Annotated in this window: 22 protein-coding genes, 2 tRNA genes and 1 riboswitch; of the genes, 19 read left to right on the forward strand and 5 right to left on the reverse strand. The window is 74.4% G+C overall.

All coding sequences use genetic code 11. From position 1 onward, the window contains the following. Positions 1 to 92 precede the first annotated feature (92 nt). From RM572_RS01005 to RM572_RS01065, 13 genes are all read left to right on the forward strand, one after another. Positions 93 to 1067, forward strand: a complete 975-nt coding sequence (locus RM572_RS01005; protein ID WP_311671353.1) for a DUF3068 domain-containing protein — start codon at positions 93 to 95, stop codon at positions 1065 to 1067. Between the two features lie 379 nt (positions 1068 to 1446). Continuing rightward, the gene (locus RM572_RS01010; RefSeq protein WP_311671354.1) at positions 1447 to 2652 is read left to right on the forward strand and encodes a glycosyltransferase family 4 protein; all 1206 of its coding nucleotides are present in this window, start codon (positions 1447 to 1449) and stop codon (positions 2650 to 2652) included. Between the two features lie 199 nt (positions 2653 to 2851). Then, entirely contained in the window at positions 2852 to 3562 is a 711-nt protein-coding gene (locus tag RM572_RS01015) for a class I SAM-dependent methyltransferase (RefSeq protein WP_311671803.1), read from the forward strand. Next, a complete protein-coding gene (locus RM572_RS01020; protein ID WP_311671804.1) occupies positions 3559 to 7896 on the forward strand; it encodes an alpha-(1->3)-arabinofuranosyltransferase domain-containing protein in 4338 nt (1445 codons plus the stop codon). Before RM572_RS01015 ends, RM572_RS01020 begins: the two co-directional genes overlap by 4 nt. A 335-nt stretch (positions 7897 to 8231) precedes the next feature. Further along, a complete protein-coding gene (locus tag RM572_RS01025; protein WP_311671805.1) occupies positions 8232 to 9581 on the forward strand; it encodes a condensation protein in 1350 nt (449 codons plus the stop codon). Then, positions 9578 to 10423, forward strand: coding sequence for a class I SAM-dependent methyltransferase (locus RM572_RS01030; RefSeq protein WP_311671355.1), 846 nt, complete (start codon positions 9578 to 9580; stop codon positions 10421 to 10423). Before RM572_RS01025 ends, RM572_RS01030 begins: the two co-directional genes overlap by 4 nt. Continuing rightward, positions 10423 to 11427, forward strand: a complete 1005-nt coding sequence (locus tag RM572_RS01035; protein WP_311671356.1) for a DMT family transporter — start codon at positions 10423 to 10425, stop codon at positions 11425 to 11427. The genes RM572_RS01030 and RM572_RS01035 overlap by 1 nt, the downstream gene beginning before the upstream one ends. Further along, positions 11414 to 11647, forward strand: coding sequence for a Trm112 family protein (locus RM572_RS01040; RefSeq protein WP_311671357.1), 234 nt, complete (start codon positions 11414 to 11416; stop codon positions 11645 to 11647). Before RM572_RS01035 ends, RM572_RS01040 begins: the two co-directional genes overlap by 14 nt. Further along, positions 11644 to 12408, forward strand: coding sequence for an FkbM family methyltransferase (locus RM572_RS01045; RefSeq protein ID WP_311671358.1), 765 nt, complete (start codon positions 11644 to 11646; stop codon positions 12406 to 12408). Before RM572_RS01040 ends, RM572_RS01045 begins: the two co-directional genes overlap by 4 nt. A gap of 98 nt (positions 12409 to 12506) precedes the next feature. Further along, positions 12507 to 12703: riboswitch (cobalamin riboswitch) on the forward strand. A gap of 29 nt (positions 12704 to 12732) precedes the next feature. Next, positions 12733 to 13464, forward strand: coding sequence for an energy-coupling factor ABC transporter permease (locus RM572_RS01050; RefSeq protein ID WP_311671359.1), 732 nt, complete (start codon positions 12733 to 12735; stop codon positions 13462 to 13464). Further along, positions 13461 to 13853: an energy-coupling factor ABC transporter substrate-binding protein gene (locus tag RM572_RS01055; RefSeq protein WP_311671360.1), complete on the forward strand. Its 393-nt coding sequence runs from the start codon at positions 13461 to 13463 to the stop codon at positions 13851 to 13853. Before RM572_RS01050 ends, RM572_RS01055 begins: the two co-directional genes overlap by 4 nt. Before the next feature lie 6 nt (positions 13854 to 13859). After that, the gene (gene cbiQ, locus RM572_RS01060) at positions 13860 to 14621 is read left to right on the forward strand and encodes a cobalt ECF transporter T component CbiQ (RefSeq protein WP_311671361.1); all 762 of its coding nucleotides are present in this window, start codon (positions 13860 to 13862) and stop codon (positions 14619 to 14621) included. Further along, positions 14618 to 15493 carry an energy-coupling factor ABC transporter ATP-binding protein gene (locus RM572_RS01065; protein WP_311671362.1) on the forward strand — a complete coding sequence of 292 codons (876 nt, stop codon included), beginning with the start codon at positions 14618 to 14620 and terminating at the stop codon, positions 15491 to 15493. Before cbiQ ends, RM572_RS01065 begins: the two co-directional genes overlap by 4 nt. A gap of 5 nt (positions 15494 to 15498) precedes the next feature. On the opposite strand, the gene ku is transcribed toward RM572_RS01065, so the two are convergent. Next, on the reverse strand, positions 15499 to 16500 hold the full coding sequence (gene ku, locus RM572_RS01070; protein ID WP_311671363.1) for a non-homologous end joining protein Ku: 1002 nt from the start codon (positions 16498 to 16500) through the stop codon (positions 15499 to 15501). Positions 16501 to 16532: 32 nt separating this feature from the next. Between ku and ligD the strand changes: the two genes are divergently transcribed. After that, a complete protein-coding gene (gene ligD, locus RM572_RS01075; RefSeq protein WP_311671364.1) occupies positions 16533 to 17423 on the forward strand; it encodes a non-homologous end-joining DNA ligase in 891 nt (296 codons plus the stop codon). A gap of 24 nt (positions 17424 to 17447) precedes the next feature. Here ligD and RM572_RS01080 read toward each other — a convergent pair whose 3' ends face one another. Further along, complete coding sequence (locus RM572_RS01080; protein ID WP_027762865.1) at positions 17448 to 17747, reverse strand: hypothetical protein; 300 nt, start codon at positions 17745 to 17747, stop codon at positions 17448 to 17450. A 133-nt stretch (positions 17748 to 17880) separates the two neighbouring features. Here RM572_RS01080 and RM572_RS01085 point away from each other — a divergent pair. From RM572_RS01085 to RM572_RS01105, 5 genes are all read left to right on the forward strand, one after another. Then, positions 17881 to 17953: transfer RNA gene (locus RM572_RS01085), tRNA-Asn, on the forward strand. A 234-nt stretch (positions 17954 to 18187) separates the two neighbouring features. Next, a tRNA-Ile gene (locus tag RM572_RS01090) sits at positions 18188 to 18261 on the forward strand. 298 nt (positions 18262 to 18559) lie between these two features. Then, on the forward strand, positions 18560 to 18778 hold the full coding sequence (locus tag RM572_RS01095; protein ID WP_311671365.1) for a DUF6186 family protein: 219 nt from the start codon (positions 18560 to 18562) through the stop codon (positions 18776 to 18778). A 13-nt stretch (positions 18779 to 18791) separates the two neighbouring features. After that, a complete protein-coding gene (locus RM572_RS01100; RefSeq protein WP_311671366.1) occupies positions 18792 to 19145 on the forward strand; it encodes a DUF6256 family protein in 354 nt (117 codons plus the stop codon). 93 nt (positions 19146 to 19238) lie between these two features. Beyond that, on the forward strand, positions 19239 to 20351 hold the full coding sequence (locus tag RM572_RS01105; RefSeq protein WP_311671367.1) for a glycoside hydrolase family 5 protein: 1113 nt from the start codon (positions 19239 to 19241) through the stop codon (positions 20349 to 20351). A gap of 76 nt (positions 20352 to 20427) precedes the next feature. Here the strand turns inward: RM572_RS01105 and RM572_RS01110 are convergent, their stop codons facing one another. From RM572_RS01110 to RM572_RS01120, 3 genes are all read right to left on the reverse strand, one after another. Continuing rightward, complete coding sequence (locus RM572_RS01110) at positions 20428 to 20727, reverse strand: hypothetical protein (protein WP_027762863.1); 300 nt, start codon at positions 20725 to 20727, stop codon at positions 20428 to 20430. Beyond that, entirely contained in the window at positions 20721 to 21038 is a 318-nt protein-coding gene (locus RM572_RS01115) for a hypothetical protein (RefSeq protein ID WP_027762862.1), read from the reverse strand. Before RM572_RS01115 ends, RM572_RS01110 begins: the two co-directional genes overlap by 7 nt. Before the next feature lie 112 nt (positions 21039 to 21150). Further along, positions 21151 to 22905, reverse strand: coding sequence for a ThuA domain-containing protein (locus tag RM572_RS01120; RefSeq protein ID WP_311671806.1), 1755 nt, complete (start codon positions 22903 to 22905; stop codon positions 21151 to 21153). Between the last annotated feature and the right edge of the window lie 64 nt (positions 22906 to 22969).

The following is a 22969-nucleotide window of genomic DNA, read 5'->3' on the forward strand; positions in this document are numbered from 1 at the left end:
GCGCACGAATCCGCCCGCGCCCTCGGCATCACCCGCGCTCCACCGGTCACCCCCGCCGCGCTCTCTCCCCGGCCTCACCCACGGAGTCACGTATGCGCCGTTCCGCTTCCCCTCTCTCGCTGGTCCTCCTCGGGCTCGGCGTGTTCCTGCTCGTCCTCGCACCCATGCTGACCTGGTACGTCGAGCCGAGGGCCCAGCGCACGCCGGTGGACGTCGTCTCGACGACGGTGCTCACCGGCACCGGAAGCCACTTCGACCAGGAGGACGTCGAGACGAAGGACGGGCAGCGGCTGACCGTCACCAGGCGGGTGCTCGGCAACGTGGCGGAGAGCGAGAGGAACGGCGTCGCCGTGTGGGACGTGTCACAGACCATCGACACGCCGAAGACCGCGAAGCTGAACGATCCGCGGCGCTCCTTCCAGTGGGAGACCGAGCGCTGGGTCACCGACCCGGCGACCAACCGGCCGGTGCACTGCTGCGGCGAAGCCCCGCAGGAGTTCGGCGGCGAGGCGTACCTGAAGTTCCCCTTCGACGTGCAGGAGCGGTCCTACACCTGGTGGGACGGCACGCTGGGCGGCACGGTGCCGCTGCGGTACGCAGGCCGCGCGGAGGTCCAGGGCTACGAGGGGCTGCGCTTCACCGGTTCCGTGGAGCAGGTGCGGGTCGGGTCCCGGCAGGTGCCGGGGCTCCTCGTCGGCAAGCCGGACGCCGGCCAGGTGCAGGCCGAGGAGTGGTACGCCAACGAGGACATCGACCTCGTCGTCGACCAGAGAACCGGCCGGATCCTGCGGGTGAGCATCGCGCCGAAGGTGACGCTGCGCGCCCCCGGCGGCGAGCGGGACGAGGTCACCCTGTTGCGTAGCGACAAGCTGGAGTTCACGGAAGCAACGCAGCGCGAGCAGGTCGAACTTGCGTCCGCGGACAGCAGGAAGCTGCAGGTCGTGGGCGAGACGGCACCGATCGGCGCCGCCGCGGCGGGAGCCGTACTGGCCCCGTTGGGAGCGGTGCTCGTGGTGCGCGGACGCCCACGCTCCGGCACCCCGCACGCCACGGGCAGCGCGAAGTGATGAAGCACCGGCCCGATGCGTCCCCGAATTTGTCACGCGGGTGAGTAGCCCGCGCGTCCGCTCCGTCGAACACTGAGCCCACGCCGCGCAAACCGGCCCGTTCCGCCCCACGGACCCGCCCGACCGCACGCCGCACCGCGCACCGCAGCCGCGTCACACCGCACGCGCACCCACACCGCGTACCACCCGCACGCGCACTGCTCGCCCCGTACGCGCACCATGCCGCAGCGCAGCGCAGCGCACCGCACCGCACCGCCGGGCACGCACGCCCACCCGCACCCCGCGGCCTCCCCGCCGCGGCGTCCCCACCCACGCGAGGCCGCCCATGCCCGAGGCCCACCCGCACCCGTCCCGCACACCGAGACGAGTTGGAGCACGCATGCCCCAGCACGTGCCGAGCGCGCCCGCCGTCCCGCCCGGCGCGGCCCGCCCCGCAGCCGGCGCCGCCGCCGTGCACGCGCCCGCCCGCTTCCCCCGCCCGCGGGAGGACGCCGGCGAGGCGTCGACGCCTCGCCGGATCGTCTTCCTCGCCCGGCGCGACCTCGGCAATCCGGCCGCCGGGGGCTCCGAGCTGCTCATCGACCGGATCGCGGAGGGCCTGACCGCCCACGGGCACCAGGTGACGCTGCTGTGCGGCGGTCCCGCCGCGTACCGCGACTACCGGGTGGTCTCCGCGGGTGGCGACGCCGGGCACTTCCTCCGGGCGCGGCGGGCCCTCACACGTCAGGTCGGCGCCTGCGACCTGCTGGTGGAGGTCTGCAACGGCATGCCGTACCTCGCGCCGCTCTGGCACCGGGGTCCGACGCTGTGCTTCGTCAACCACGTGCACACGGACCTGTGGTCGATGCGCTATCCGGCTCCCGCCGCGCGGCTGGGCCGCCGCCTGGAGCACTGGGCACTGGCCGGCAGCCACCGCCGCAACCTCAAGGTCGCCGTGTCCGGCTCCACCGCGCAGGCGCTGGCCGCGCTCGGCGTCCCGGACGACGAGATCCGCGTCGTGCACAACGGCGTCGAGGAGCCCGGCACGCTGCACGCCAAGGACGACGAGCCGCTGTTCCTCGCGATGGGCCGACTCGTCGAGTACAAGCGGATCGATCTGCTGCTGCGCCTGTGGGAACGGGTACGCCCCGTCACCGGCGGACGGCTCGTGATCGTGGGCGACGGTCCTGAACGCGCGCGGCTGGAGGCCATGGCCGGCCCGGGCGTGACGTTCGCCGGGCGCGTCGACGAGGCGGAGAAGCACCGGCTCCTCTGCCGCGCGTGGCTGCTGCTGCACCCGTCGCTGGTGGAGGGCTGGGGGCTGGTCGTGACCGAGGCCGCGATCCGCGGCACCCCGGCCGTCGGCTTCGACATCCCCGGACTGCGCGACTCGGTCGACGACGGCCGCACCGGTCTGCTGGCCCGCGGCGAGAGCGCGTTCGCCGCGCACTGGTGCTCCGTCGCCCTGTCGCCACGACGCCGCGACATGCTCGGCGCCGCCGCCCGGCTCCGGGCGCGGCGGCTGAGCTGGGAGAACACCGTGCAGGGATTCCGGACGGTCGCGGCCGAGGCGTACGCGCGGGCCGACACGGGCCGGACGGCGTGAGGGGCGGCAGGTGACGGACACGGCAGCAGACGGGCAGCACGCACACGCCCCGCAGACCACGCCCCCGCAGACCGCGACTCCGCAGACCACGGGCCGGCACCCGTCGCCCCTGCAGACTCCACCCACCCAGTCCCCACCGGCCCAGTCCCCATCCCCGCAGGCCGGCACCCCGCGGGCGCCCTCCCACCCCGACCCGTCACTGCGCCGGTCCGCGGCGCTCCTCCGCGCCTTCCTCCGGGAGCAGACCGACCCCGCCCACACCTACGGCCTGCTGGCACGGGACGCCGCCGACCAGGTGGAGCGGCATCACCCGCTCTCCGGCGCCACCGTGGTCGACGTCGGCGGCGGGGCGGGCCACTTCACCGAGGAGTTCCGGCGGCGCGGCGCCCGGGCGTTCCTCTTCGAACCGGACCCCGCCGAGCTGCACGCCGACGACCGGCGCCCGCACGGCGCGGTGCTCGCCGACGGCTACCTGCTCCCGCTCGCGGACGGCGCGGCGGACGTCTGCTTCTCCTCCAACGTCCTCGAACACGTCGCGGACCCGCAGACGTTCCTCTCCGAGATGGTCCGGGTGACGCGTCCCGGCGGTCTGATCTACGTCGCCTTCACCAACTGGTACTCCCCCTGGGGCGGCCACGAGACCGCGCCCTGGCACTACCTCGGTGCGGCGCGGGCCCGCGCGCGTTACCGGCGGCGCACCGGGCGGGAGGCGAAACACACCCTGGGCGAGAACCTGTTCGCCGTGCACGTCGGTCCCACGCTGCGGCAGGTGCGTGCCCGGCCGGACGTACGGATCGTCTCCGCCCGCTCCCGCTACTGGCCGTTCCTGCCGGGCGCGATCACCCGCGTTCCGCTGCTCCGCGAGATCGCCACCTGGAACCTCCTCCTCATCCTCCGGCGGTGCCCATGACTTCGACGCTCAGTCCTCCGCAGTCCCCGACGGACCCGGGCCGGCCCCGGCCGGCGCGCACGCCCGTTCCGCCCGGCCGGCCGGAACGGCGGAGCAGGCGCTGGCTGCTGGGCTTCTGGGGCGTCGTCCTCGTCGGCTTCCTGGTGCCGTCCCCGGGCCGGATGACGTTCGAGACCAAACTGGGCGTCGTCACGGACCCGTGGCGGTTTCTCGGCGACCTCGGCGAACTGTGGCACGACCGGGCGGGTTTCGGCGGCATCGCCGACCAGTACGTGGGCTACGCCTTCCCGATGCTGCCCTACCACGCGCTGACCGACCTGCTGGGCCTGCCGGTCTGGATGGCGGAGCGCCTGTGGCTGTCGCTGGTGGTCACCGCCGCCTTCTGGGGCGCGTTGCGGCTGGCCGAACGGTTCGGGGTGGGCACCTCGCGTTCCCGGCTGCTGGGCGCGGCCTGCTACGCGCTCTGGCCGACGTTCACCATCGTCGTCGGTTCGACCTCGGCGGCCGCGCTGCCCGGCGCGATGCTGCCCTGGGTGCTGCTGCCGCTGACCTCGACCACCGCCTCGCCGCGTGTGGCGGCCGCCCGGTCGGCGCTGCTGATCCCCTTCATGGGCGGCGTCAACGCCGCCTCCACGCTGGCCTCGCTGCTGCCGGTCGGCCTGTACCTGCTCAGCCGCACCGGCCGGCGCCGCCGTGCCCTCATCGCCTGGTGGACGCCCGGCGTGCTGCTGGCGACCGTGTGGTGGGTGGTGCCGCTGCTGCTCCTCGGCGGCTACGGCGAGGACTTCATGCCGTACGTCGAACAGGCCGAGACCACCACCGGCACGATGGCGGCCACCGAGATGCTGCGCGGCGCCGGGAACTGGACGGCCTATCTCTTCTACGGCGAGCCCTGGCTGCCGGCCGGCTGGACCATGGCCACCGGCGTGCTCACGATCGCGGGCAGCGCGCTGGCCGCGGCGCTCGGGCTGGCCGGGCTGGCCCGGCGTGATCTGCCCGAGCGCCGCTGGCTGGTGCTGACCGCCGTCGTCGTCGCCGCCGTCACGCTGGCCGGTTACGCCGGTGCGCTGGGCGGCCCGTTCGCTCCGACGGTGCAGGGCTGGCTGGACGGCTGGCTGCGGCCGTTCCGCAACATCTACAAGTTCCAGCCCGGCCTGGCGCTGACGCTCGCCTTCGGGCTGGCGCACCTCGTGGGCGTCGCCGCCCGGCGGGCGGGTTCGCGGGGGCTGCCCGCACGGCGGCTGCTGCCGGGGCTGGCGGCTCTGCTGGTGCTGCCCGGGCTCGCCCTGCCGTTCCTCCGGGCGGACGTCCTCCAGCCCGGGGCGTTCGAGAAGCTGCCCCGACACTGGCAGCAGACCGCCGACTGGCTGGAGGAGCACGCGCCGGAGAGCCGCGCGTACGTCACCCCGGCCACCGCGCACGGCATCCACACCTGGGGTTCGCCGATCGACGACCCGCTGCACGTGCTGGCCGAATCGCCCTGGGCTCAGCGGGACTTCGTGCCGTTCGGCACGCCGGGCAACAGGCGGGGGCTGGACGCCGTCGAGCGGGCGATGGCGTCCGGCACCGAGGTGCCCGGACTCTCCGCGTACCTGGCACGCGCGGGCCTGCACCACGTGGTGGTCCGCAACGACCTCGACCCGGACCAGGTCGGGTACGTTCCGCCGCAGACGGTGGAACGCACCCTGCAGTCCTCCGGGTACGAACGGGTCGCCGCGTTCGGGCCGAAGGTGACCGCCGGCCGGATCGCGGCGGACACCCCGCTCGACGTGGCCGCCCTGTACCCGCGCCCGCAGGCCGTCGAGATCTACCGGCCGACCGGCGTGGAATCTCCGGGGAGGGTCACTGCACGCGCGGTGTCGGAGACCGCGTCCGTCAGCGGCGGCCCGGAGTCGCTGCTGCCGCTGGCCGGCGACCCGCGGCTGGCCGGGCGTCCCGCCGTGCTGACCGGCGACGCGCATCCCGGCCTCGACGAACCCGCCCTCCAGGTACGCGGCGACGGACTGCGCCTCGCCGACACCCGTTTCGGTCTGCTCAACCACAACACGTCCGCCGTGTACACGCCCGGACAGCGCAACCCTCCGGACGCCGTGCAGGACGCGGGCGAGCCGCCGAAGCAGATCCTGCCCGTGGAGGGTGTCCGGCATCAGACGACGGCCGCGCTGCGCGGAGCGGAGTCGGTGACCGCGTCCAGCAGCGGCAACTGGCTGTTCCACCTCCCGCAGTTCGAGCCGGTGCACGCCTTCGACGGCGACCCGGACACGGCGTGGGCCGAGGGCAGCGCGGCGGAACCGGTCGGCCAGTGGGTGCAGGTCGACTTCGACGGCACCACCGACGTCCCCCCGGGCCTGGAGGTGACGCCGCTGCCGGGCGACCAGGTGCGCGCCACGCCGACACGCATCCGGGTCACCACCGAGCAGGGCAGCGAGGAGAGCCCGCTGCGCCCGGACGGCTCGACGCAGCGGGTACGTGCCCCGGCGGGTCCTTCCGACTGGCTCCGTGTCACCCTCGCCGCGACCGAGAGCGCCTCGCCCGGCCTCACGGGGGCCGGTTTCGCCGAGATCGCCGTGCCGGACGTGCGGGTGGAGAAGCTGCTGCGCCTTCCGCGGGACGCGTCGGACACCGCCGCCGCGGGCGAGATCGTCTCGCTGCACCGCGCGTTCGACTCGGGCGGGCTGCTGCCCGTCGCCGAGGAGGGCGGCGCGATGAACCGGCGCTTCGCGACCGGGACGGCGGGCGACTGGCGCATGACGGCGACCGCACGTGCAGTGCCGGGCGACGCGCTCGACGCACTGCTGGCACGTGTGGCGCCCGAGCAGCGGGTACGGATCACCGCCACCGCGGAGTCCACCAGCCGGCTCGGCGCGACCGTCGGCCCGCGCAGCCTGGTCGACGGCGACCTCACCACGGCCTGGATCGCGGGCGACGACCCGACCGTCCGTCTGCGCTGGGAGAAGAAGACGGAGATCGACCGGCTGGTGCTCGCGGGTGCGGGCGGCATCACCTCCCGGCCGACCGAGGTGCGGATCTCCTCCCCGGACGGTGCCGCCACGGTCGGCGTCGACGAGAACGGCTGGGTCCGTTTCGACCCGATCACCACCGACGCCCTCGACCTCACCGTCACCGCCACCGAGGACAAGACGGTCCACAACCCCTTCGCCGACCGGCACCTGCAACTGCCCGTCGGACTGACCGAGGTGCACGTACCGGCCCTGGAGGAGCTGCGCACGCCGCCGCCCGACCCGGACGAGAGGTTCTCCCTGCCCTGCGGCGACGGACCACGCCTCGAGGTGGACGGCACCCGGTACCGGACGAAGGCGTCCGGCACGGTCGCCGACCTGGTGCGCGGCCGGGAGGTGGACGTCGAACTCTGCGCGGACGGCCTCGCCTTGCAGCAGGGGCGGCACACCGTCCGGGCGGGCGGTGACGGTCCCCTGGCCGTCACCGGGGTCGCACTCGCCCGGGGCACGGCCGCCGACGTTCCCGGCGGTTCCGCCGGCGGGGCGGGCGGCTCCTCGGAGACTGCGGTGCGAGAGGTGACCGTCGAGGACTGGTCCGGCGACAGCCGCACGGTGCGCGTCGGGGACGGCGCGGCCGCCTACCTCCAGACGTTCCAGAACGTCAACGAGGGCTGGAGAGCCACGCTGAACGGCGAGGAGCTGACCCCACTCCGCCTGGACGGCTGGCAGCAGGGCTTCCTGGTGCCCGAGGGCGGGAACGGCCTGATCACCCTGGAGTACGAACCGGCGCCCTGGTACACGGCCTCGCTGTTCGCGGGCGGGGCCGGGATCGCGGTGCTGCTCGGGCTGGCCCTGTTCCGGCGACGGGCGGGCGAGCCGCTCGGCGAGGACGACCCCGCGGCCGTGCCGCGACCGAGCTGGGTGCTGGGCACGCTCGTCCTGACGTCGGTGATGGTGCTGGTGTCCGGACCGTACGCGCTGGTGGTGCCGGCGCTTGCACTGGTGGCCCGCTTCCGGACCCGTCTGCTGGTGCCGCTCGCGCTGGTCGCGATGGCCGGTGCGGGAGTCGCCGCGGTGGTCGGCGTGCTCGGCGGCGGCCCCGGCATCGGCGACGGCGAGGGCGCGTTCGGCACGGTCGCGCAGGCCCTCGCCCTGCTGGCGCTCTCCGCCGCGCTGGTCACCCTTCCGGCCCGGCACGAGAGCGGCGACGTCGACCGCCGTGAGCGGAGCGATGCCGCTCCCGACGGCACGCCGCCGCCCCCGGGCCCCGGACGGCCCGGCGGCGACCCGCCGACCAGGCCGATGCCCACGGTGCCGGGCGGCGGTTTCGCGCGGGGCGGCGGTCCCGCACCGGGTGGGGAGGCGCGCCGATGACCGCGACGCCACCCCTTCCGGGCCCAGACGCCGCGGCGGCCCGGCCCCCGGCCCGGGTCGGGCAGCTCGAGGGTGCCTGCCGGGTGCCGGGTTCGCCCGGCGTCGGGCACGGCGACGAGAGCCGCTCCCCCGGCCCCGACGCGCCCGCGCGGCCGCCCGGGCCGGACACCACCGGGCCGGGCGCACCCGGACGGAGCACCGTCGGCGCCGGTGAGGGTGAACCGGCAGGCCCGGCCCCGTCGTTCCCCGGCACCCCCGATCCCGGCACCGGCCACGGCCCCGACCCCGACCGCCGCGCGGCGGCTCCCGCCCCGCCCGCGCGGCGGGAGCCGCCGATGCGGCTGCCGTTCCCCGTGGTCGACGAGATCACCCGGCACTGCCGGGACGACGACGAGCCCGACACCGTGCACATCGAGATCCACCTGCCCCACCGCCCCGAGCCGGAACGGCTGCGGGCCGCCGTCGACGCGGCGCTGCGCCGCCATCCGCGCATCCTCATGCGGCAGGTGCCGTCCCGGTGGTGGCATTCCCGCTACCGCTGGGAGGTGACGGACGCCCCGGACCGTGCGCCGGTGTCGTACCCCGGCGGCACGCTCACCGAGGCGCGGCGCCGGGCGCTCACCCGCTGCCCGTCCCTGGACGCGTCGCCTCCGGTCCGTGTCGAGGTGGTGGCGCACAAGGGCGGCTGGGCCCTGGTGGTCACTCTCAACCACACCGCACTGGACGGCCCGGCCTGCCTCCGCGTCCTGGCCACCGCCGCGGAACTGTACGGCGGTGCGGACAACTCCCCCGCCCCGCCGCCCGTACGCACGGCCGGGCCGGGGGCCGGCCACGCGCCGGAGCCGCCCGGGGCGGGCGGCTCCGGCGCGTGGCGGCGGCCCGCTCGCGTCGCCGCCGAGGACGCGCGCCCGGGAACGCCCGGCAACGGCATGCTCGTCACCGAACTGCCCGTCCCCGCGCGCCCGCCCCGCCTCCCCGGCGAACCCGCCGCCTACACCGTCAACGACCAGCTGCTGGTGGCCACCTGGCTGACGGCCGCGCGCTGGAACCGCATGCACGACCGGCCGGTGCGCCCGGTGCGGATCACCATGCCGGTGGACGACCGGCCGCGCACCGCGGACATGCCGATCGGCAACGGCACCCGCCTCGTCGAGGTGACCTTCGGCCCGGAGGAGCGCGCGCTGCACGACCGGCTGACCGCCCCCGGCGGCCCCGACCCCGGCGCGGTGGCCCGCCTGCTGCGGGCGACGTCCGCCCGCACCCGGGCCCTGAAGGCCCTGGACCGGCCCCAACTGGGCTTCAGCGGCGGCCTGCTGACGTCGCCGCTGCTGCCCGTCGGGCTCCGGGCGGCCGCGACCCGGACGCTGCGCGCGGCGGCCGGGCCGTGGGCGTCCACCACGCTGCTGTCCAACATCGGCCGCGTGCCGTACCCGCTGGACTTCGGCGACGCGGGCCGCGCCACGGCCGTCTGGTTCTCCGCCCCGTCCCGCGCGCCGCGCGGTCTGTCGGTGACGACGGTGTCGACCGGCGGTCGGCTCCAGCTCGCGCTGCGCTGGTCGCACCGGAGGCTGGGCGACGGTGCCGGGGCACGGCTCGGCGCGCTGTTCGCCGCGTCGCTGGAGGCGACCGCGCACGATGCCACGGGCGCCGGGCCCGGCCCGGTGCGGGAAGGCGGTGCACGATGACCTCGCCCACCCACCGGCCCGCGCACGGCCGCGGCGGGGGCGTCCACACGAGCACGGGCGCGGACACCCCGCAGGGACTCCGCGGCCTGTACGAGGATCCGGCCACGCCGGTCGCCTCCGGTGCGGACCGCAGCCGCCGGCAGGCACACCTCCTTGCGCGGGCGCTCGGCCCCGTGCCGCAGACCGTGCTCGACGTCGGCTGCGGAGACGGTTCGGCCGCGGCCGTCGCCGGTCCGCTGCTGGCACCGCACCGGGTCGTCGGTGTCGACTGGTCGCAGGACGCCCTGCGCCGCGCGGCCCGCCACCTGACCGCCGTACGCGGCGAACTCACCGGTCCCGGGCTGCCGTTCGCAGCCGGGGTCGCGGACGCCGTGCTGTTCAGCGAGGTCATCGAGCACCTGGTCGACCCGGACGCGGCCCTGGACGAACTGCACCGCGTCCTGCGACCGGGAGGCCACCTGCTGCTGTCCACACCCAATCTGGCGGCCTGGTACAACCGCGGCCTTCTGCTGGCCGGGGTGCAGCCGGTGTTCTCCGAGGTGAGCCTGCGGGGCGTCCACGGACGGCCCGGCGCCCAGGTGGTGGGGCACCTCCGGCTCTACACGGCCCGGGCGCTGCGCTCGATGCTGCCCGCCGCGGGCTTCGAGGTGCTGGGGGTCGCCGGCGCGCCGTACCACGACGTGCCGCGCCCGCTGCGTCCGCTGGACCGCCTCGCCTGCCGGGCGCCGTCGCTCGCCTCGATCCTGCTGGTGCACGCGCGCAGACTGCCCCGCCCGGACGAGGACGCGGAGGGAGCGGACGGAGCGGACGGCACGGGGCACGGAGCGGGGGCGGGCGGCTGATGCTCTGGGGTGTCGCGGCGGCGCTGCTGGCCAACCTGCTGTTCAGCGTCGGTTTCGTGGTGGAGAAGCGGGCGCTGTCCGCGCTGCCGCCGCTGTCCGCCACCCGCCCCGCCGCCCTCCTGGTCCATCTGCTGCGCAGCCCGCTGTGGCTGGTGGGAGCCGCGGCCCTGCTGCTCGGCTTCGGCGCGCAGCTCGTCGTCTACCGGACGCTGCCGCTGGTCGCCGCGCAGGGCCTGTTCGTCACCGGGCTGGTGATGCTGCTTCTGCTGTCCGCTCTCTTCCTCGGGGAGCAGCCGAGCGGGCGGGAGCGGCGCGGCATGGTGGCGATCCTGGCCGCGCTGGTGATGATCGTGCTGTCGCTGCCCGGAAGCGACGAGGAGATCGGCCGTGCCGCCCCGGCCCCGGTGGTGCTGCTGATCGCGGTACCGGCGCTGGTCTTCGGCATCGGACTGTTCCTCGCCGCCGAACGCCGGTCCCGGCGCCGGCACCGGATGCCGACGGCCGGGGTCCCGTACGGCGTGGCGGTCGGTTTCCTCTACGGCGTCAGCTCGCTGGCGATCAAGGGCGTCGCCGGACTGCTGGACGTCGCCGACCTCGCCGGCACCGCCACCGCGGTGCTCGCCTCCCCCTACCCGTACCTGCTGCTGTGCACCGGGGCCGGCGGACTGGTGCTGTCGCAGACCGCGCTCCAGCGCTGCCGCGCCTCGCTGGTGGTGCCGGTGTGCACGACCGTGACGTTCCTGTTCACCGTGGTCAGCGGGTCGTTCGCGTTCGCCGAGCCGCTGCCGTCGGAGCCGGTGCGGCTGCTGCTGCGGCTCGGCGGCTCGGCGCTGGCCGTCTCGGTGCTGCTCGCCCTCCCCCGGCACGACGCCGCGCCCCGAGCCGCGACGGCGGCCCAGGCGGCGCCGCGGCTCGTCGGCCGGACTCTCAGCGCCACCGGACGCACCCCGCTGCTCCCGCACCTGCCCCCTCACCCGGAAGGCCGCCCGCATGTCCCCCGATGACCCGTTGCTCGGCATCCTCGCCTGCCCGCTCGACAAGGGCCCGCTGGCCCTGCTGGAGGACGAACAGATCCTCTACAACCCGCGGTTGCGGCGCCGCTACCGCGTCGTGGACGGCGTGCCGCAGCTGCTGCCCTCGTCCGGGGAGCAGGTCTCGGAGCGGGAGCACGCCGCGATCCTGGAGCGGCTCGGTCCCGACGTCCGGGAGGAGCCGGCTCCGTGACGCTCGCCGCGCGGCTGGCGCCGCGTCTTCCGGCCCGGCCCGTGAACGTCGCGACGGACCTGCTGTACCCCCGGTTCGAGCCGGAGCTGGCCCGGCTGGCGGACTTCTGCCCGCGCGGCGGCACGGCCGTCGACGTCGGCGGCTGGTACGGCCCGTGGACGCGCCGGCTGGCGCGGCGGGCGGACCGGGTGGTGACCGTGGAGCCCGTCCCGCATCTGGCGCGACGGCTGCGGGCGACGAGCCCCCCGAACGTCGAGGTGCTCCAGGCCGCCGCCACCGACCACCACGGCACCGCCACCCTCTGGCTGCCGCACGGCGGGCGCGGCGACCGGGGGGTCTCCTCGCTGGTGCGCCGCGAGGTCCACCGCAGCGCGGTCGACGTGTCCTGTCTGGCCCTGGACGAACTTCAGTTGCGCGGGCTGACTCTCGTCAAGGTCGACGTGGACGGCAGCGAAGCGGCCGTGCTGCGCGGCGCGGAGGAGACGCTGCGCCGCGAACGGCCCGCGCTGTTCGTCGAGTTGGAACAGCGCATCCAGCCGGTCGGACCGGTGCTGTCGTACCTGTCCGCGCTGGGCTACACGGGCTGGGTGCGGCCGGCCCGCCGGTGGCTGCCGCTGGCCTCGTTCGACCTCGCCGGCCACCAGGCCCGCACCGCGCACGTGGCCGAACACGGCCTGCTCCGCCGTTCTCTGGCCCCGCACCGCCGGTACGTCAACTCGGTGCTGTTCCTGCCGTCCGGGGGGCGCCCCGGATCCGGGTGACCCCCGGACGGCGACGCGGCGCGCGGGGTGTGACGAACGTCCACCCGGAACCGCGGCCCGCGGGGCCGGCGATGGTTGTGGCGGTGAACTGCGGCGGTCTACTGTCGCAGGGCCTTGGTGTTCGGGAAACCGGTGCGGAACCGGTGCGGCCCTCGCCACTGTGATCGGGAAGTCCGGCTCCTCCCCCGTCGAGGGAAGCCACTGGCGCGCCGCGGGAGACCGCGCGGGCCGGGAAGGCGGAGACCGGGCGGCATGACCCGTCAGCCAGGAGACCGGCCGGGGCGCGTCGTCCATCCACGAGGTGCTGGAGAGGTCTCACCCGACATGCACATAGCCGAGGGGTATCTGCCCCCGTGGCACGCGGTCGCCTGGAGCGCCGCCGCCGCTCCGTTCGTCGTCCACGGCGTCCGCAAACTGACCCGCGAGGTCCGGGAACACCCGGAGTCCACCCTGCTGCTCGGCGCCTCCGGCGCCTTCACCTTCGTCCTGTCCGCCCTCAAGATCCCTTCCGTGACGGGAAGTTGCTCGCATCCCACGGGCACCGGCCTGGGCGCCATCCTGTTCCGGCCGCCGATCATGGCGGTACTGGGCACCCTCACCCTGCTCTTCCAGGCGCTGCTGCTGGCGCACGGCGGCCTGACCACCCTGGGCGCCAACGCGTTCTCGATGGCGATCGTGGGGCCCGGGGCCGGGTACGGCGTCTACCGGCTGGTGCGGCGGAGCGGTGCGCCGCTGATGGCCGCGGTGTTCTGCGGCGCCTTCGTCGCCGACCTGAGCACGTACTGCGTCACCAGCGTCCAGCTCGCGCTGTCCTTCCCCGACCCGGCGACCGGGTTCGCCGGCGCCCTGGCGAAGTTCGGCGGGATCTTCGCGCTCACCCAGATCCCGCTGGCGGTGAGCGAGGGCCTGCTGACGGTGCTGGTGATGCGTCTGCTGACGCGGTCCAGCGCGGGCGAGCTGCGGCGCCTCGGGGTGCTGACCAGGCTTGCCGACCGGGCCGCCACCGCACGGGGCGCGGACCGCACCGAGTCCGAGCAGGAGGAGACGGCCCGATGAAGCGCGACACACGCATCAACCTGCTGCTCGTCGCGGTCGTCGCGGCGCTCGCGGTGCTGCCGCTGGTCCTCGGTCTCGGCGACCACAAGGAGGAGCCGTTCGCGGGCGCCGACGCGCAGGCGGAGACGGCGATCACGGAGAACGCCCCGGACTACGAGCCGTGGTTCTCCCCCCTGTACGAACCACTGTCCGGTGAGGTGGAGTCGGCGCTCTTCGCGCTGCAGGCGGCGCTCGGGGCGGGCGTGCTGGCCTACTACTTCGGGCTGCGCCGCGGCCGGCGCCAGGGCGGGGCGCGGTCCGCGGCGGGCCCGGCGGGTGCTCCGGACCCGTCGGGCCCGCCCGCGGAGGAGGGGGCGGACGGCGGCCGCGACACGCCCGCCTCGGCCTGACCGACGGTGCTGCCCATCGACGCGGCGGCGCACAGCAGCCGCTGGCGCCACCGCCATCCCCTGGAGAAGGCGCTGCTCGGCCTCGGCCTCACGGTGCTGGCGATCAGCCTGCCGCCGTGGCCGGGCGCGCCCCTGGTCGCGGCGGCGACCCTGGCCGTGCTGCTGGGCCCGGCCGGCGTGGCCGGGCGGGCGCTGTGGCGGGCCTTCCGGGTGCCGCTGGGCTTCTGCGTGACCGGCGCCGTTCCGCTGCTGTTCCAGCTGGGCGGCGCCGGAAGCGGGCCGGTGCCATGGCTGTCGCTCGCCCCGGACGGGCCCGTCCGTGCGGGTGAGCTGCTGGCCCGTACTTCGGCGGCCTCCCTCGGCCTGCTGCTGTTCGCGTTCACCACGCCCGTCTCGGACGTGGTGCCGCGCCTGGTACGGGCCGGGGTGCCGCCCGCCGTGGTCGACGTGGCGCTGGTCATGTACCGGATGAGTTTCCTGCTGCTCGACTCCGTGCGGCGGGTCCGTCAGGCCCAGGCCGCCCGGCTGGGCGACACCACACGGGCGGCGGCCTGGCGGTCCCTCGCGGGGCTCGCCTCGACCGCGTTCGTCCGCGCCTTCGAACGGGCGCAGCGGCTCCACACCGGGCTGGCCGGGCGGGGCTACGACGGGACCCTGCGGGTGCTCGTACCGCCGGCCCGGCTCTCGCCCCGCTTCCTGACGGCCACGGCGCTGCTGCTCGCGGGCCTGGCCGCCCTCACCCTCACGCTGAGGAGGTTCCCCTGGTGACGCCGACGTCGCCGCACCCGCCGCTCGTCACGCTGGAGAGCGCCGGTTTCCGCTACGAGGACGGTCCGCCGGTGCTGCGGGGTCTCGACTTCGCCGTGCCGGCCGGTCGCTCGCTGGCCGTCCTCGGCCGCAACGGGAGCGGCAAGACCACGCTGCTCCGCGTCCTCTCCGGCGGTCTGCGGCCCACCTCCGGGCGGCTGCTGCTGGAGGGCGGCGAGGTCGCGTACGACCGCCGCGGCCTCACCCGGCTGCGTGCAGCGGTCCAGCTGGTCGTGCAGGACCCGGACGACCAGTTGTTCGCCGCCTCGGTCGGGCAGGACGTGTCGTTCGGCCCGCTGAACCTGGGCGTGCCCGAGCCGGACGTGCGCCGCCGGGTGGCCGACGCGCTGGAGGCGCTGGACATCACGGAGCTGCGCGACCGGCCGACGCACCTGCTCTCCTACGGGCAGCGGAAGCGGGCGGCGATCGCCGGGGCGGTGGCGATGCGGCCGCGGCTGCTGATCCTCGACGAGCCCACGGCGGGCCTCGACCCGCACGGGCAGGAGCGGCTGCTCGCCGTCCTCGGCGGGCTCCAGCGGTCCGGAACGACCGTGGTGATGGCGACGCACGACGTCGACCTGGCGCTGCGCTGGGCCCAGGACGCGGCGGTGCTCACCCCGGACGGGCTGCGCACCGGACCGGCGGCCGCGCTCCTCGCCGACCCGGACCTGCCGGCGTCGGCCGGGCTGCGCCTGCCCTGGGCCACCGCCGTGGCCGCCGTGCTGCGCACCCACGGCCTGCTCGACGACGGCGCGGCCGGCCCCCGCACCCCGGAGGAGACCGCAGCCTGGCCGGCCTCCGCCCGTCCCGGCCCTCCTACGCGGGGGGTTTGACCCCGTCACGCGGACTTGCGGGGGCTGCGCTTCGTCGCGGTGGTCTTCTTGGCGGTCTTCTTCGCCGTCGTCTTCGACGTCTTCTTGGCGGTCTTCTTCGCCGTGGACTTCTCGGCCGCCGTGCTCTTCCTGCTCGCCGTGCTCTTCTTGGCGGGGGCCTTCTTCGCGGCCTTGCTGGACGCCGTCTTCTTCTGCGGGAGCTGGTGCACCTCCGCTTCGCCGTCGTCCTCGCCACGCGACTGCCGGGCGGCCTGCACCGAGTTCTCCAGCACGGACATCAGGTCGACGACCTTGCCCTCGCGGGGTGCCGGTGCGCCCACGGGCAGCGGCTCGCCCGCCTCCTTCGCGTCGACCATCGCCTCGAGCGCCTCGCGGTACTCGTCGTGCAGCTCGTCGAGGTCCAGCTCGCCGAGGGTCTCCATCAGCGCGTCGGCCAGGTCCAGCTCCTGGTCGCGGACGCTGACGTTCTCGCCGGGCGCCATCCCGTCGGCGGAGCGGACCTCGTCCGGCCAGAGCATGGTGTGCAGGGTGAGGGTGTCCTGGTAGACGCGGAGCATGCCGAGGCTCTCCCGGTTGCGCAGTGCGAGCTTCGCGACGGCGACCCGGCCGGAGCGGGCCAGCGCCTCGCGCAGCAGTACGTACGGCTTGGCGGCACTCTGCCCGTCGCCGGTGAGGAAGTACGAGCGGTCCAGCCGGATGGGGTCGATGTCCTCGGCCGGGAGGAAGCCGAGGATCTCCACGGTCTTGGCCGTGGGCAGCGGCAGGGCGGCGAGGTCGTCGTCGGTGATCTCGACGTGGCTGCCGTCGACGGTCTCGTACGCCTTGCCGATCTCCTCGCTCGGCACCTCCTCGCCGTCCAGCTCGCACACCTTGCGGTAGCGGATGCGGCCGCCGTCGGTGGTGTGGACCTGGCGGAAGGAGACGCCGTGGCTCTCGGTGGCGGAGACCACCTTGATCGGGATGGAGACCAGGCCGAAGGAGATGGCCCCCTTCCAGATGGAACGCATCGATTTGTCCCTTCTGTGGGAGTCTTTCGAGTATGCCCATCACGGAGATCGACGGCCACCGCCTCTCCCTCAGCAACCTGGACAAGGTGCTGTATCCGGCGGCCGCGTTCACCAAGGGTGAGGCGATCCACTACTACGCGTCCGTCGCCGACGCCGTCCTCCCCCACCTGAAGGGGCGGGCGGTGTCCTTCCTGCGCTTCCCGGACGGCGTGAACGCGGCCGCGTTCTTCGCCAAGAACGTGCCGCCCGGCACCCCCGACTGGGTGAGGACGGCGGTGGTGGTGCGCACAGGCGAGAAGCGGGAGACCCAGGTGGTGATCGAGGACCTGGCGACGCTCGTGTGGGCGGCGAACCTGGCCGCGCTGGAGCTGCACACCCACCAGTGGCGGGTGGACGCCCAGCGGCGGGCGGACCGGATCGTCTTCGACCTGGACCCCGGCGAGGGGGCCACGATCCTGGACTGCCGGGAGGTCGGCGTGTGGCTGCGCGACCGGCTCGCGGCGGACGGTTTCACCGCGCTGGCGAAGACCTCGGGCTCCAAGGGCCTGCACCTGCTCGCGGCGGTGGAGGCGACGGACGCCTCGGCCGTCTCCGCCTACGCCAAGCGGCTCGCGCAGGAGGCGGAGCGGGCGATGCCCGAGCGCGCCCTGCACCGGATGGCCCGGCACCTGCGGGCGGGGAAGGTCTTCGTCGACCACTCGCAGAACTCGTGGGCGAAGACCACCGCCGCCCCCTACACCCTGCGGGCCAGGCCGCAGCCGACTGTCTCCGCTCCCGTCACCTGGGAGGAGCTGGCGGCCGCGGGCACCCCCGACGACCTGGTGTTCACCGCTGTGGACGTCCCCGGGCGGGTGCGGCGCCTCGGCGATCTCATGGCACCGCTGCTCGACGAGCGGCGGGCCGCCGCCCTCCCCCAGGGCTGAGCGCCCGCCCTCACCGGCATGGGCTCAGGCGTTGCCGGAGCCCCAGTCGTCGTTCTGCGCGGCGCGCCGGTCGGTCAGCGAGTGGACCTTGTCGCTCACCGCGTCGGGCATGCGGTGCCCGGTCCGCTCGTTCACCGTGTCGTACGCCCGGCTCGCGAACTGGCGGCCGTTCGTCGCCGCGGACTCGGCGGCGTTGCGCACGGCGGGGTTCTCGCTCAGCCGCTGGGCCTGCCGGCGCAGCTGCTCGTAGCGCTCCCGGCCGGCCCGCGCGCCGAGGACGAACCCGATACCCAGGCCGAGGACGAAGCTGACTCGGTACCGCATGACAACCCTTTCGTCGATGCCTCCGCGGGGCCGGACCGGAACGGATTTCGGCGTACCCCGTGGCATGCGCTAATGTATTGCTCGCAGCGAGGGAACGCCCCCGGGAACCGGGCGGTGATCCCCGTGAGAGCAGTCCCCTGTAGCTCAATCGGCAGAGCAGCCGGCTGTTAACCGGCAGGTTACTGGTTCGAATCCAGTCGGGGGAGCACGCCACTCGAAGGGCCCCGGAGACGGGGCCCTTCGTCGTGCGCGGAGGCGTACGGAGAGCGCGGACGAGGAACTCCCGCAAGATCCACGCGGGGGACTGCGGAACCGTCCGGCGGGTGCGCGGGATCCTGGTGTACGGAGATCGTCACGATGGCACCCGTCACGGGCGAGAGATCGTATGAGCAGCTATGCTGCGGCAGACGGCGCGCACGGACGTGTGCGGCGCGCCGTGAGGGGCGGTAGCTCAGCCGGTTAGAGCAGCGGACTCATAATCCGTCGGCCGTGGGTTCGAGTCCCACCCGCCCCACCGGCAGCGACGAAGCCGTCGGCTTCCGAGCTGCGTGTACGTCAACGAGCAGGGCCGCCGCGGGTTACGCGGCGGCCCTGTCGTCGTCCCGCCCGGAGCGCCTCCGCCGGGCGCGGCCCGCCGTTCTCCGCAACGCACCAGGAGGACGACGAAGCGGACATGCGGTGACACTATGCTCTCCGGCACGAACGGCGGGGTGCGGTCCGCCGCCCCGGGCTGCGCGAACCGTGCCGGCGTGCGCAACGGCCGTGCGGCGTACGGGCGAGACGGGAGGCGACGACAGGTGGAGCATCCGGTCGTGGGGTATGTGGTGTGGGCGGTGCTGTTCGGGGCGCTGTTCGCGTGGGAGGGGCTCGCGCTGATGCGGATCGGCGACGGCTTCCCCACCCTCAGCGAGACCCTGGGCGCGGTGATGCGCCATCCCGCCGGACGGTGGGCGCTGTTCGCGCTGTGGCTCTGGTTCGGCTGGCACACGTTCGTGCGCGGCTGGCACTTCCTGCTGCGGGACCCGTCGTAGAGGAGCGCCGCGCATGCTGACCCCGTGGCTCAACTTCGCGGTGATGGCGACGGGTTACCTGCTGGTGATGGGGTGCCTGACCGTCGGGCTGCGCCTCGCCCGGAGGCAGGGCCGGGACAGCCCGGCGCCCAGGCGTCCTGCCACGCCCACGGGATGGCCGGGACTGGCGCGGCGGGTGGCGGGGACGGCCGTCGGCGGGTACGTCGTGCTGATGGCCGTGGTCGTCGGCTACTACGAGGGGGTGGCGGGTCTCGGCGGTGATTTCCTCGCGGCCGCCGCCACCGAGAGCCTGCTGCTGATCGGCATGGTGGTGCCCGTGTTCCTGGTGGTGTCCTGGGTGGTGGCGCGGTGGCGCGGGCGCCCTTGACGCGGGGATGAGAGCGCTCTAATTTGCACGCCACTTCCCGGAGTTCCCCTCCGCGGTCCGGGATCCTTCTCCCCCACGAAGGAGGCACCCCGCATGCGGCACCACCACCTCGGCCGGGCCCGTACCGGCGCGGCGGCCCTGGCGCTCGCCCTCACCGCCCTGACGGCACCGGCCGCGACCGACGCCTTCCGCGCCGACGCCGCACCCGCACCGCCCGCACCGTCTACGGCGCCCGCACCCGCACCGCCCACGGCCGTCCCGCCGCCGGCGCCGGACGCGGCACCCGCCGGATCCCCGGTCGCCGAGCACGGGCGGCTGTCGGTCTGCGCGCGCACGCTGTGCGACAGCCGCGGCCGGGCCGTCCAGCTCACCGGCATGAGCACGCACGGCACGCAGTGGTACGCCCAGTGCGTGACCGAGGGCTCGCTCGACGTTCTCGCCCAGGAGTGGGACGCGGACGTGCTGCGCGTCTCGACGTACGTGCAGGAGGGCGGCTACGAGACCGACCCGGAGGGCTTCACCCGTCTCGCGCAGCGCATCGTCGACCAGGCGATCGAGCGCGGCATGTACGCCGTGATCGACTGGCACATGCTCAGCCCCGGCGACCCGCACGCGAACACCGGGTCGGCCAAGCGGTTCTTCACCGACATGGCGTCCCGGTACGCCGACCACCCGAACGTGTTCTACGAGATCGCGAACGAGCCGAACGGCGTGAGCTGGCAGCGCATCAGGTCCTACGCCGAGGAACTGGTCCCGGTGGTACGGGCCCAGGACCCGGACGGCGTCGTGCTGGTCGGCACCCGCGCCTGGTCGTCCTTCGGCGTCTCGGAGGGCGCGGACGAGCAGGAGGTCGTCGCGGACCCGGTCGACGCCGAGAACATCATGTACACCTTCCACTTCTACGCGGCGTCGCACCGCGAGGAGTACCTGCGGACGCTGGAGGAGGCGGCGGACCGGCTGCCGGTGTTCGTCACCGAGTTCGGCACGCAGGACTACGCGGGTGAGGGCCCGAACGACTTCACGATGGCGCAGCGCTATCTCGACCTGATGGCCGAGAAGAACATCTCCTGGACGAACTGGAACTTCTCGGACGACCACCGTTCGGGTGCGGTGTTCCGGGAGGGCACCTGCGCCGCGGGCGACTGGGGCGGCGCGGACGCGCTGAAGGAGTCGGGCGCCTGGATCCGGGACCGGATCAGGTCCTGAACCCACGGGTGCGCACTCCGTGCGGGGTCTCCCGTGCCCTGGAGGCCCCGCACGGAGCGGGCGACAGGTCCGGCGGTCAGCAGAACCAGCCGTTCTGGACCCAGCCGTGGCGGTTGATGTCGCCGTAGGCGAAGCCGTACACCCAGTCGCCCTGGACCCGCTTGACCAGGAAGGTCTGCGGGTTGTGCAGCGTGCCCATCCAGGCGCCGACGGGCGCGGTGCGGACGAAGAGGCTGTCGGCGCAGACCGTCTCGCGCTGGCCCACGGTGCCGTCGGCCGCGCCGGCGGGCGTGGCGAAGGTCAGCAGGGCGGCGGCGGTGGCCGTGGCGGTGGCCACGACGGAGACGGCGCGGGTGCGCAGGCGCGAGGTCACCATGATCCGTAGCCTCCGAGGCACTCGGCGCGGACGTAGCCCCAGTCGTTGGGCCCGAAGTCGAACGTCGCGGCCCAGCCGTTGTAGACGGGGTGGGCGCCGCGGGTGTGACCGACCTTGTTGCCGTACGTCAGCGTCCGCTTGAGACCGACCGGGCCGGAGGAGCTGTCGTAGTTGGCGTAGAAGCTGGCGCTCTGGCACACGATCACCGCGTGATCGGGGACGACGGGGTCGGCCTGTGCCGAGGCGGTGGGCAGGGCGATCAACGGGGCGACGGCGGCCGCTCCCAGGGCCGCCAGTCTTCGAGCTCGCATGGGGGTCCTTTCTGCTTCCGGCGGCCGTGGACCCGGCCGCCGGAAGCGGAGCTACCCCTTACTTTGACGTGTACACGGTCGTGCTCTGGCAGCAAGCTGCCAGCGGCGCGGTTCAGTCGGGGAGGTTCCACTTCTGGTTGGCGCCGCCGTGACACGACCACAGATGCAGCCGCGTCCCGTCAGCCGACGAGGTCCCCTCCGCATCCAGACACTTCCCCGACTGCGGATTCCGCAACGAACCGTCCGCATGCGCCTCCCACACCTGCGCACCCGTCCCGTTGCACGACCACACCTGCACCTTCGAACCGTCCGCCGTCCCCCCACCGGACACATCCAGACACTTCCCCAGCGCACGCAACGACCCGTCACCCGGCACCGACCACTCCTGCGCCGCCGAACCGTTGCACGACCACAACTGCACCTGCGTACCGTCCGCGGCACCACCACCCGCCACGTCCACACACTTCCCACCGATCCCCGTGACCGGACCCGACCCCGGACCCGGACCCGGACCGTCGAGTTCCTTGACGCGGATGTGGCGGAAGGCGACCTCGTCCGCGTCGCCGTGGTTCTGCAGACCGAGGTGGCCGTCGGCCAGCGACCGGACGGGGTCGGTGTTGGTGAAGTCGTTGACCAGCACGCCGTTGAGCCAGATCCGCAGCCGTTCGCCCTCGACCCGGATCTCGTAGGTGTTCCACTCCCCCGGTGGGTTCAGCGCGGCGTCGCGGGCTGCCAGGTCGGCGGACTGGAAGCTGTAGACCGAGCCGGTGGTGCGCTCCGGGGCGTCGGTGGCGTCGATCTGGATCTCGTAGCCGTGGTCCACCGCGGACCAGGGATCGTCGGAGGCCGGGAAGCCCACGAACACACCGGAGTTGTCGTCCCCCGACATCCGCCAGTCCAGCTTCAGCGAGTACGAGGAGAACTCCTGCGCCTGGTACCAGAGCAGGCCCATGCCGCCCTGGGAGGTCAGCGTGCCGTCCTCCAGTGCGAACGAACCGGGCCCGGCCTGCGACCAGCCGTCCAGGGAGGTGCCGTCGAAGAGCGGCGTGTAGCCGGTCTCCGGACGGCAGTCGGCCTCCGCGGCGCCGGCGGCCCAGCGGATGCCGCCGAGCAGGTGGCGCCGGAAGTCGTCCTCGCTGTACGACCCCTCGGTGTGGCCGCCGCCGGTGTAGAACGCCCGTCCGCCCTCGTAGTTCTTGCACCAGGCGATGGGGTGGTCGCCGTCCATGTTCCCGCCCTCGTAGGAGCCCTCGTCCAGGGACGCCAGCACGTGAGCGGTCTCGCGGGGGTTGGAGCGGTAGTTGTACCACTCGTCGGTGCGCGTCCAGGTGTCGCCCAGGTGGGCGGTGGCCGCGTGGGCGCGGTCCTCCACCTCCACGGTCGCCTGCTGGATGTGCGGGTGGGAGTGGAAGAGGGCACCGGCCAGCCCCGCGTAGAAGGGCCAGTCGTACTCGGTGTCGGCGGCCGCGTGGACGCCGGCGTAGCCGCCGCCGGACCGGATGTAGTCCTCGAACGCGGCCTGCTGTGCGTCGTTCAGGACGTCACCGGTGGTGGAGAGGAAGACCACCGCCTCGTACTGCGCGAGGTTGGTGGTGGTGAAGGCGCCGGCGTCCTCCGTGGCGTCGACGGTGAAGCCGTGCGCGGCGCCGAGTTCGCCGAGGGCGGTCAGGCCCTCGTCGATGGAGCCGTGCCGGTAGCCGGCGGTCTTGGAGAAGGCGAGCACCTGGTAGGCGGGGTCGGCGGCGGGTGCGGAGGGCGCGGAGGGCGCGGAGGGCGCGGGGGCCGTGGCGGCTCCCGCGGCCGCGCCGGGCAGGAAGGCCGCGCAGAGCAGCCCGCCGGCCGCGGCCGCGGCGATTCTTCGGATCACGGACACGTCGGATTTCCTCTCGTCAAGGAGGGGAGGGGGAAGGAGGGAGGGAAGGTGTGTGCTG

This window comes from Streptomyces hazeniae, assembly GCF_031845485.1.
Classification (GTDB): domain Bacteria; phylum Actinomycetota; class Actinomycetes; order Streptomycetales; family Streptomycetaceae; genus Streptomyces; species Streptomyces hazeniae.

What these genes read in the sequence shown, in the direction of transcription:
- RM572_RS01005 (WP_311671353.1), top strand. Translation starts at nt 93, where the DNA reads ATGCGCCGTTCCGCTTCCCCTCTCTCGCTGGTCCTCCTCGGGCTCGGC.
- RM572_RS01010 (WP_311671354.1), top strand. Translation starts at nt 1,447, where the DNA reads ATGCCCCAGCACGTGCCGAGCGCGCCCGCCGTCCCGCCCGGCGCGGCC.
- RM572_RS01020 (WP_311671804.1), top strand. Translation starts at nt 3,559, where the DNA reads ATGACTTCGACGCTCAGTCCTCCGCAGTCCCCGACGGACCCGGGCCGG.
- RM572_RS01025 (WP_311671805.1), top strand. Translation starts at nt 8,232, where the DNA reads ATGCGGCTGCCGTTCCCCGTGGTCGACGAGATCACCCGGCACTGCCGG.
- RM572_RS01030 (WP_311671355.1), top strand. Translation starts at nt 9,578, where the DNA reads ATGACCTCGCCCACCCACCGGCCCGCGCACGGCCGCGGCGGGGGCGTC.
- RM572_RS01035 (WP_311671356.1), top strand. Translation starts at nt 10,423, where the DNA reads ATGCTCTGGGGTGTCGCGGCGGCGCTGCTGGCCAACCTGCTGTTCAGC.
- RM572_RS01040 (WP_311671357.1), top strand. Translation starts at nt 11,414, where the DNA reads ATGTCCCCCGATGACCCGTTGCTCGGCATCCTCGCCTGCCCGCTCGAC.
- RM572_RS01050 (WP_311671359.1), top strand. Translation starts at nt 12,733, where the DNA reads ATGCACATAGCCGAGGGGTATCTGCCCCCGTGGCACGCGGTCGCCTGG.
- RM572_RS01055 (WP_311671360.1), top strand. Translation starts at nt 13,461, where the DNA reads ATGAAGCGCGACACACGCATCAACCTGCTGCTCGTCGCGGTCGTCGCG.
- ku (WP_311671363.1), bottom strand. Translation starts at nt 16,500, where the DNA reads ATGCGTTCCATCTGGAAGGGGGCCATCTCCTTCGGCCTGGTCTCCATC.
- ligD (WP_311671364.1), top strand. Translation starts at nt 16,533, where the DNA reads ATGCCCATCACGGAGATCGACGGCCACCGCCTCTCCCTCAGCAACCTG.
- RM572_RS01080 (WP_027762865.1), bottom strand. Translation starts at nt 17,747, where the DNA reads ATGCGGTACCGAGTCAGCTTCGTCCTCGGCCTGGGTATCGGGTTCGTC.
- RM572_RS01100 (WP_311671366.1), top strand. Translation starts at nt 18,792, where the DNA reads ATGCTGACCCCGTGGCTCAACTTCGCGGTGATGGCGACGGGTTACCTG.
- RM572_RS01105 (WP_311671367.1), top strand. Translation starts at nt 19,239, where the DNA reads ATGCGGCACCACCACCTCGGCCGGGCCCGTACCGGCGCGGCGGCCCTG.
- RM572_RS01110 (WP_027762863.1), bottom strand. Translation starts at nt 20,727, where the DNA reads ATGGTGACCTCGCGCCTGCGCACCCGCGCCGTCTCCGTCGTGGCCACC.
- RM572_RS01115 (WP_027762862.1), bottom strand. Translation starts at nt 21,038, where the DNA reads ATGCGAGCTCGAAGACTGGCGGCCCTGGGAGCGGCCGCCGTCGCCCCG.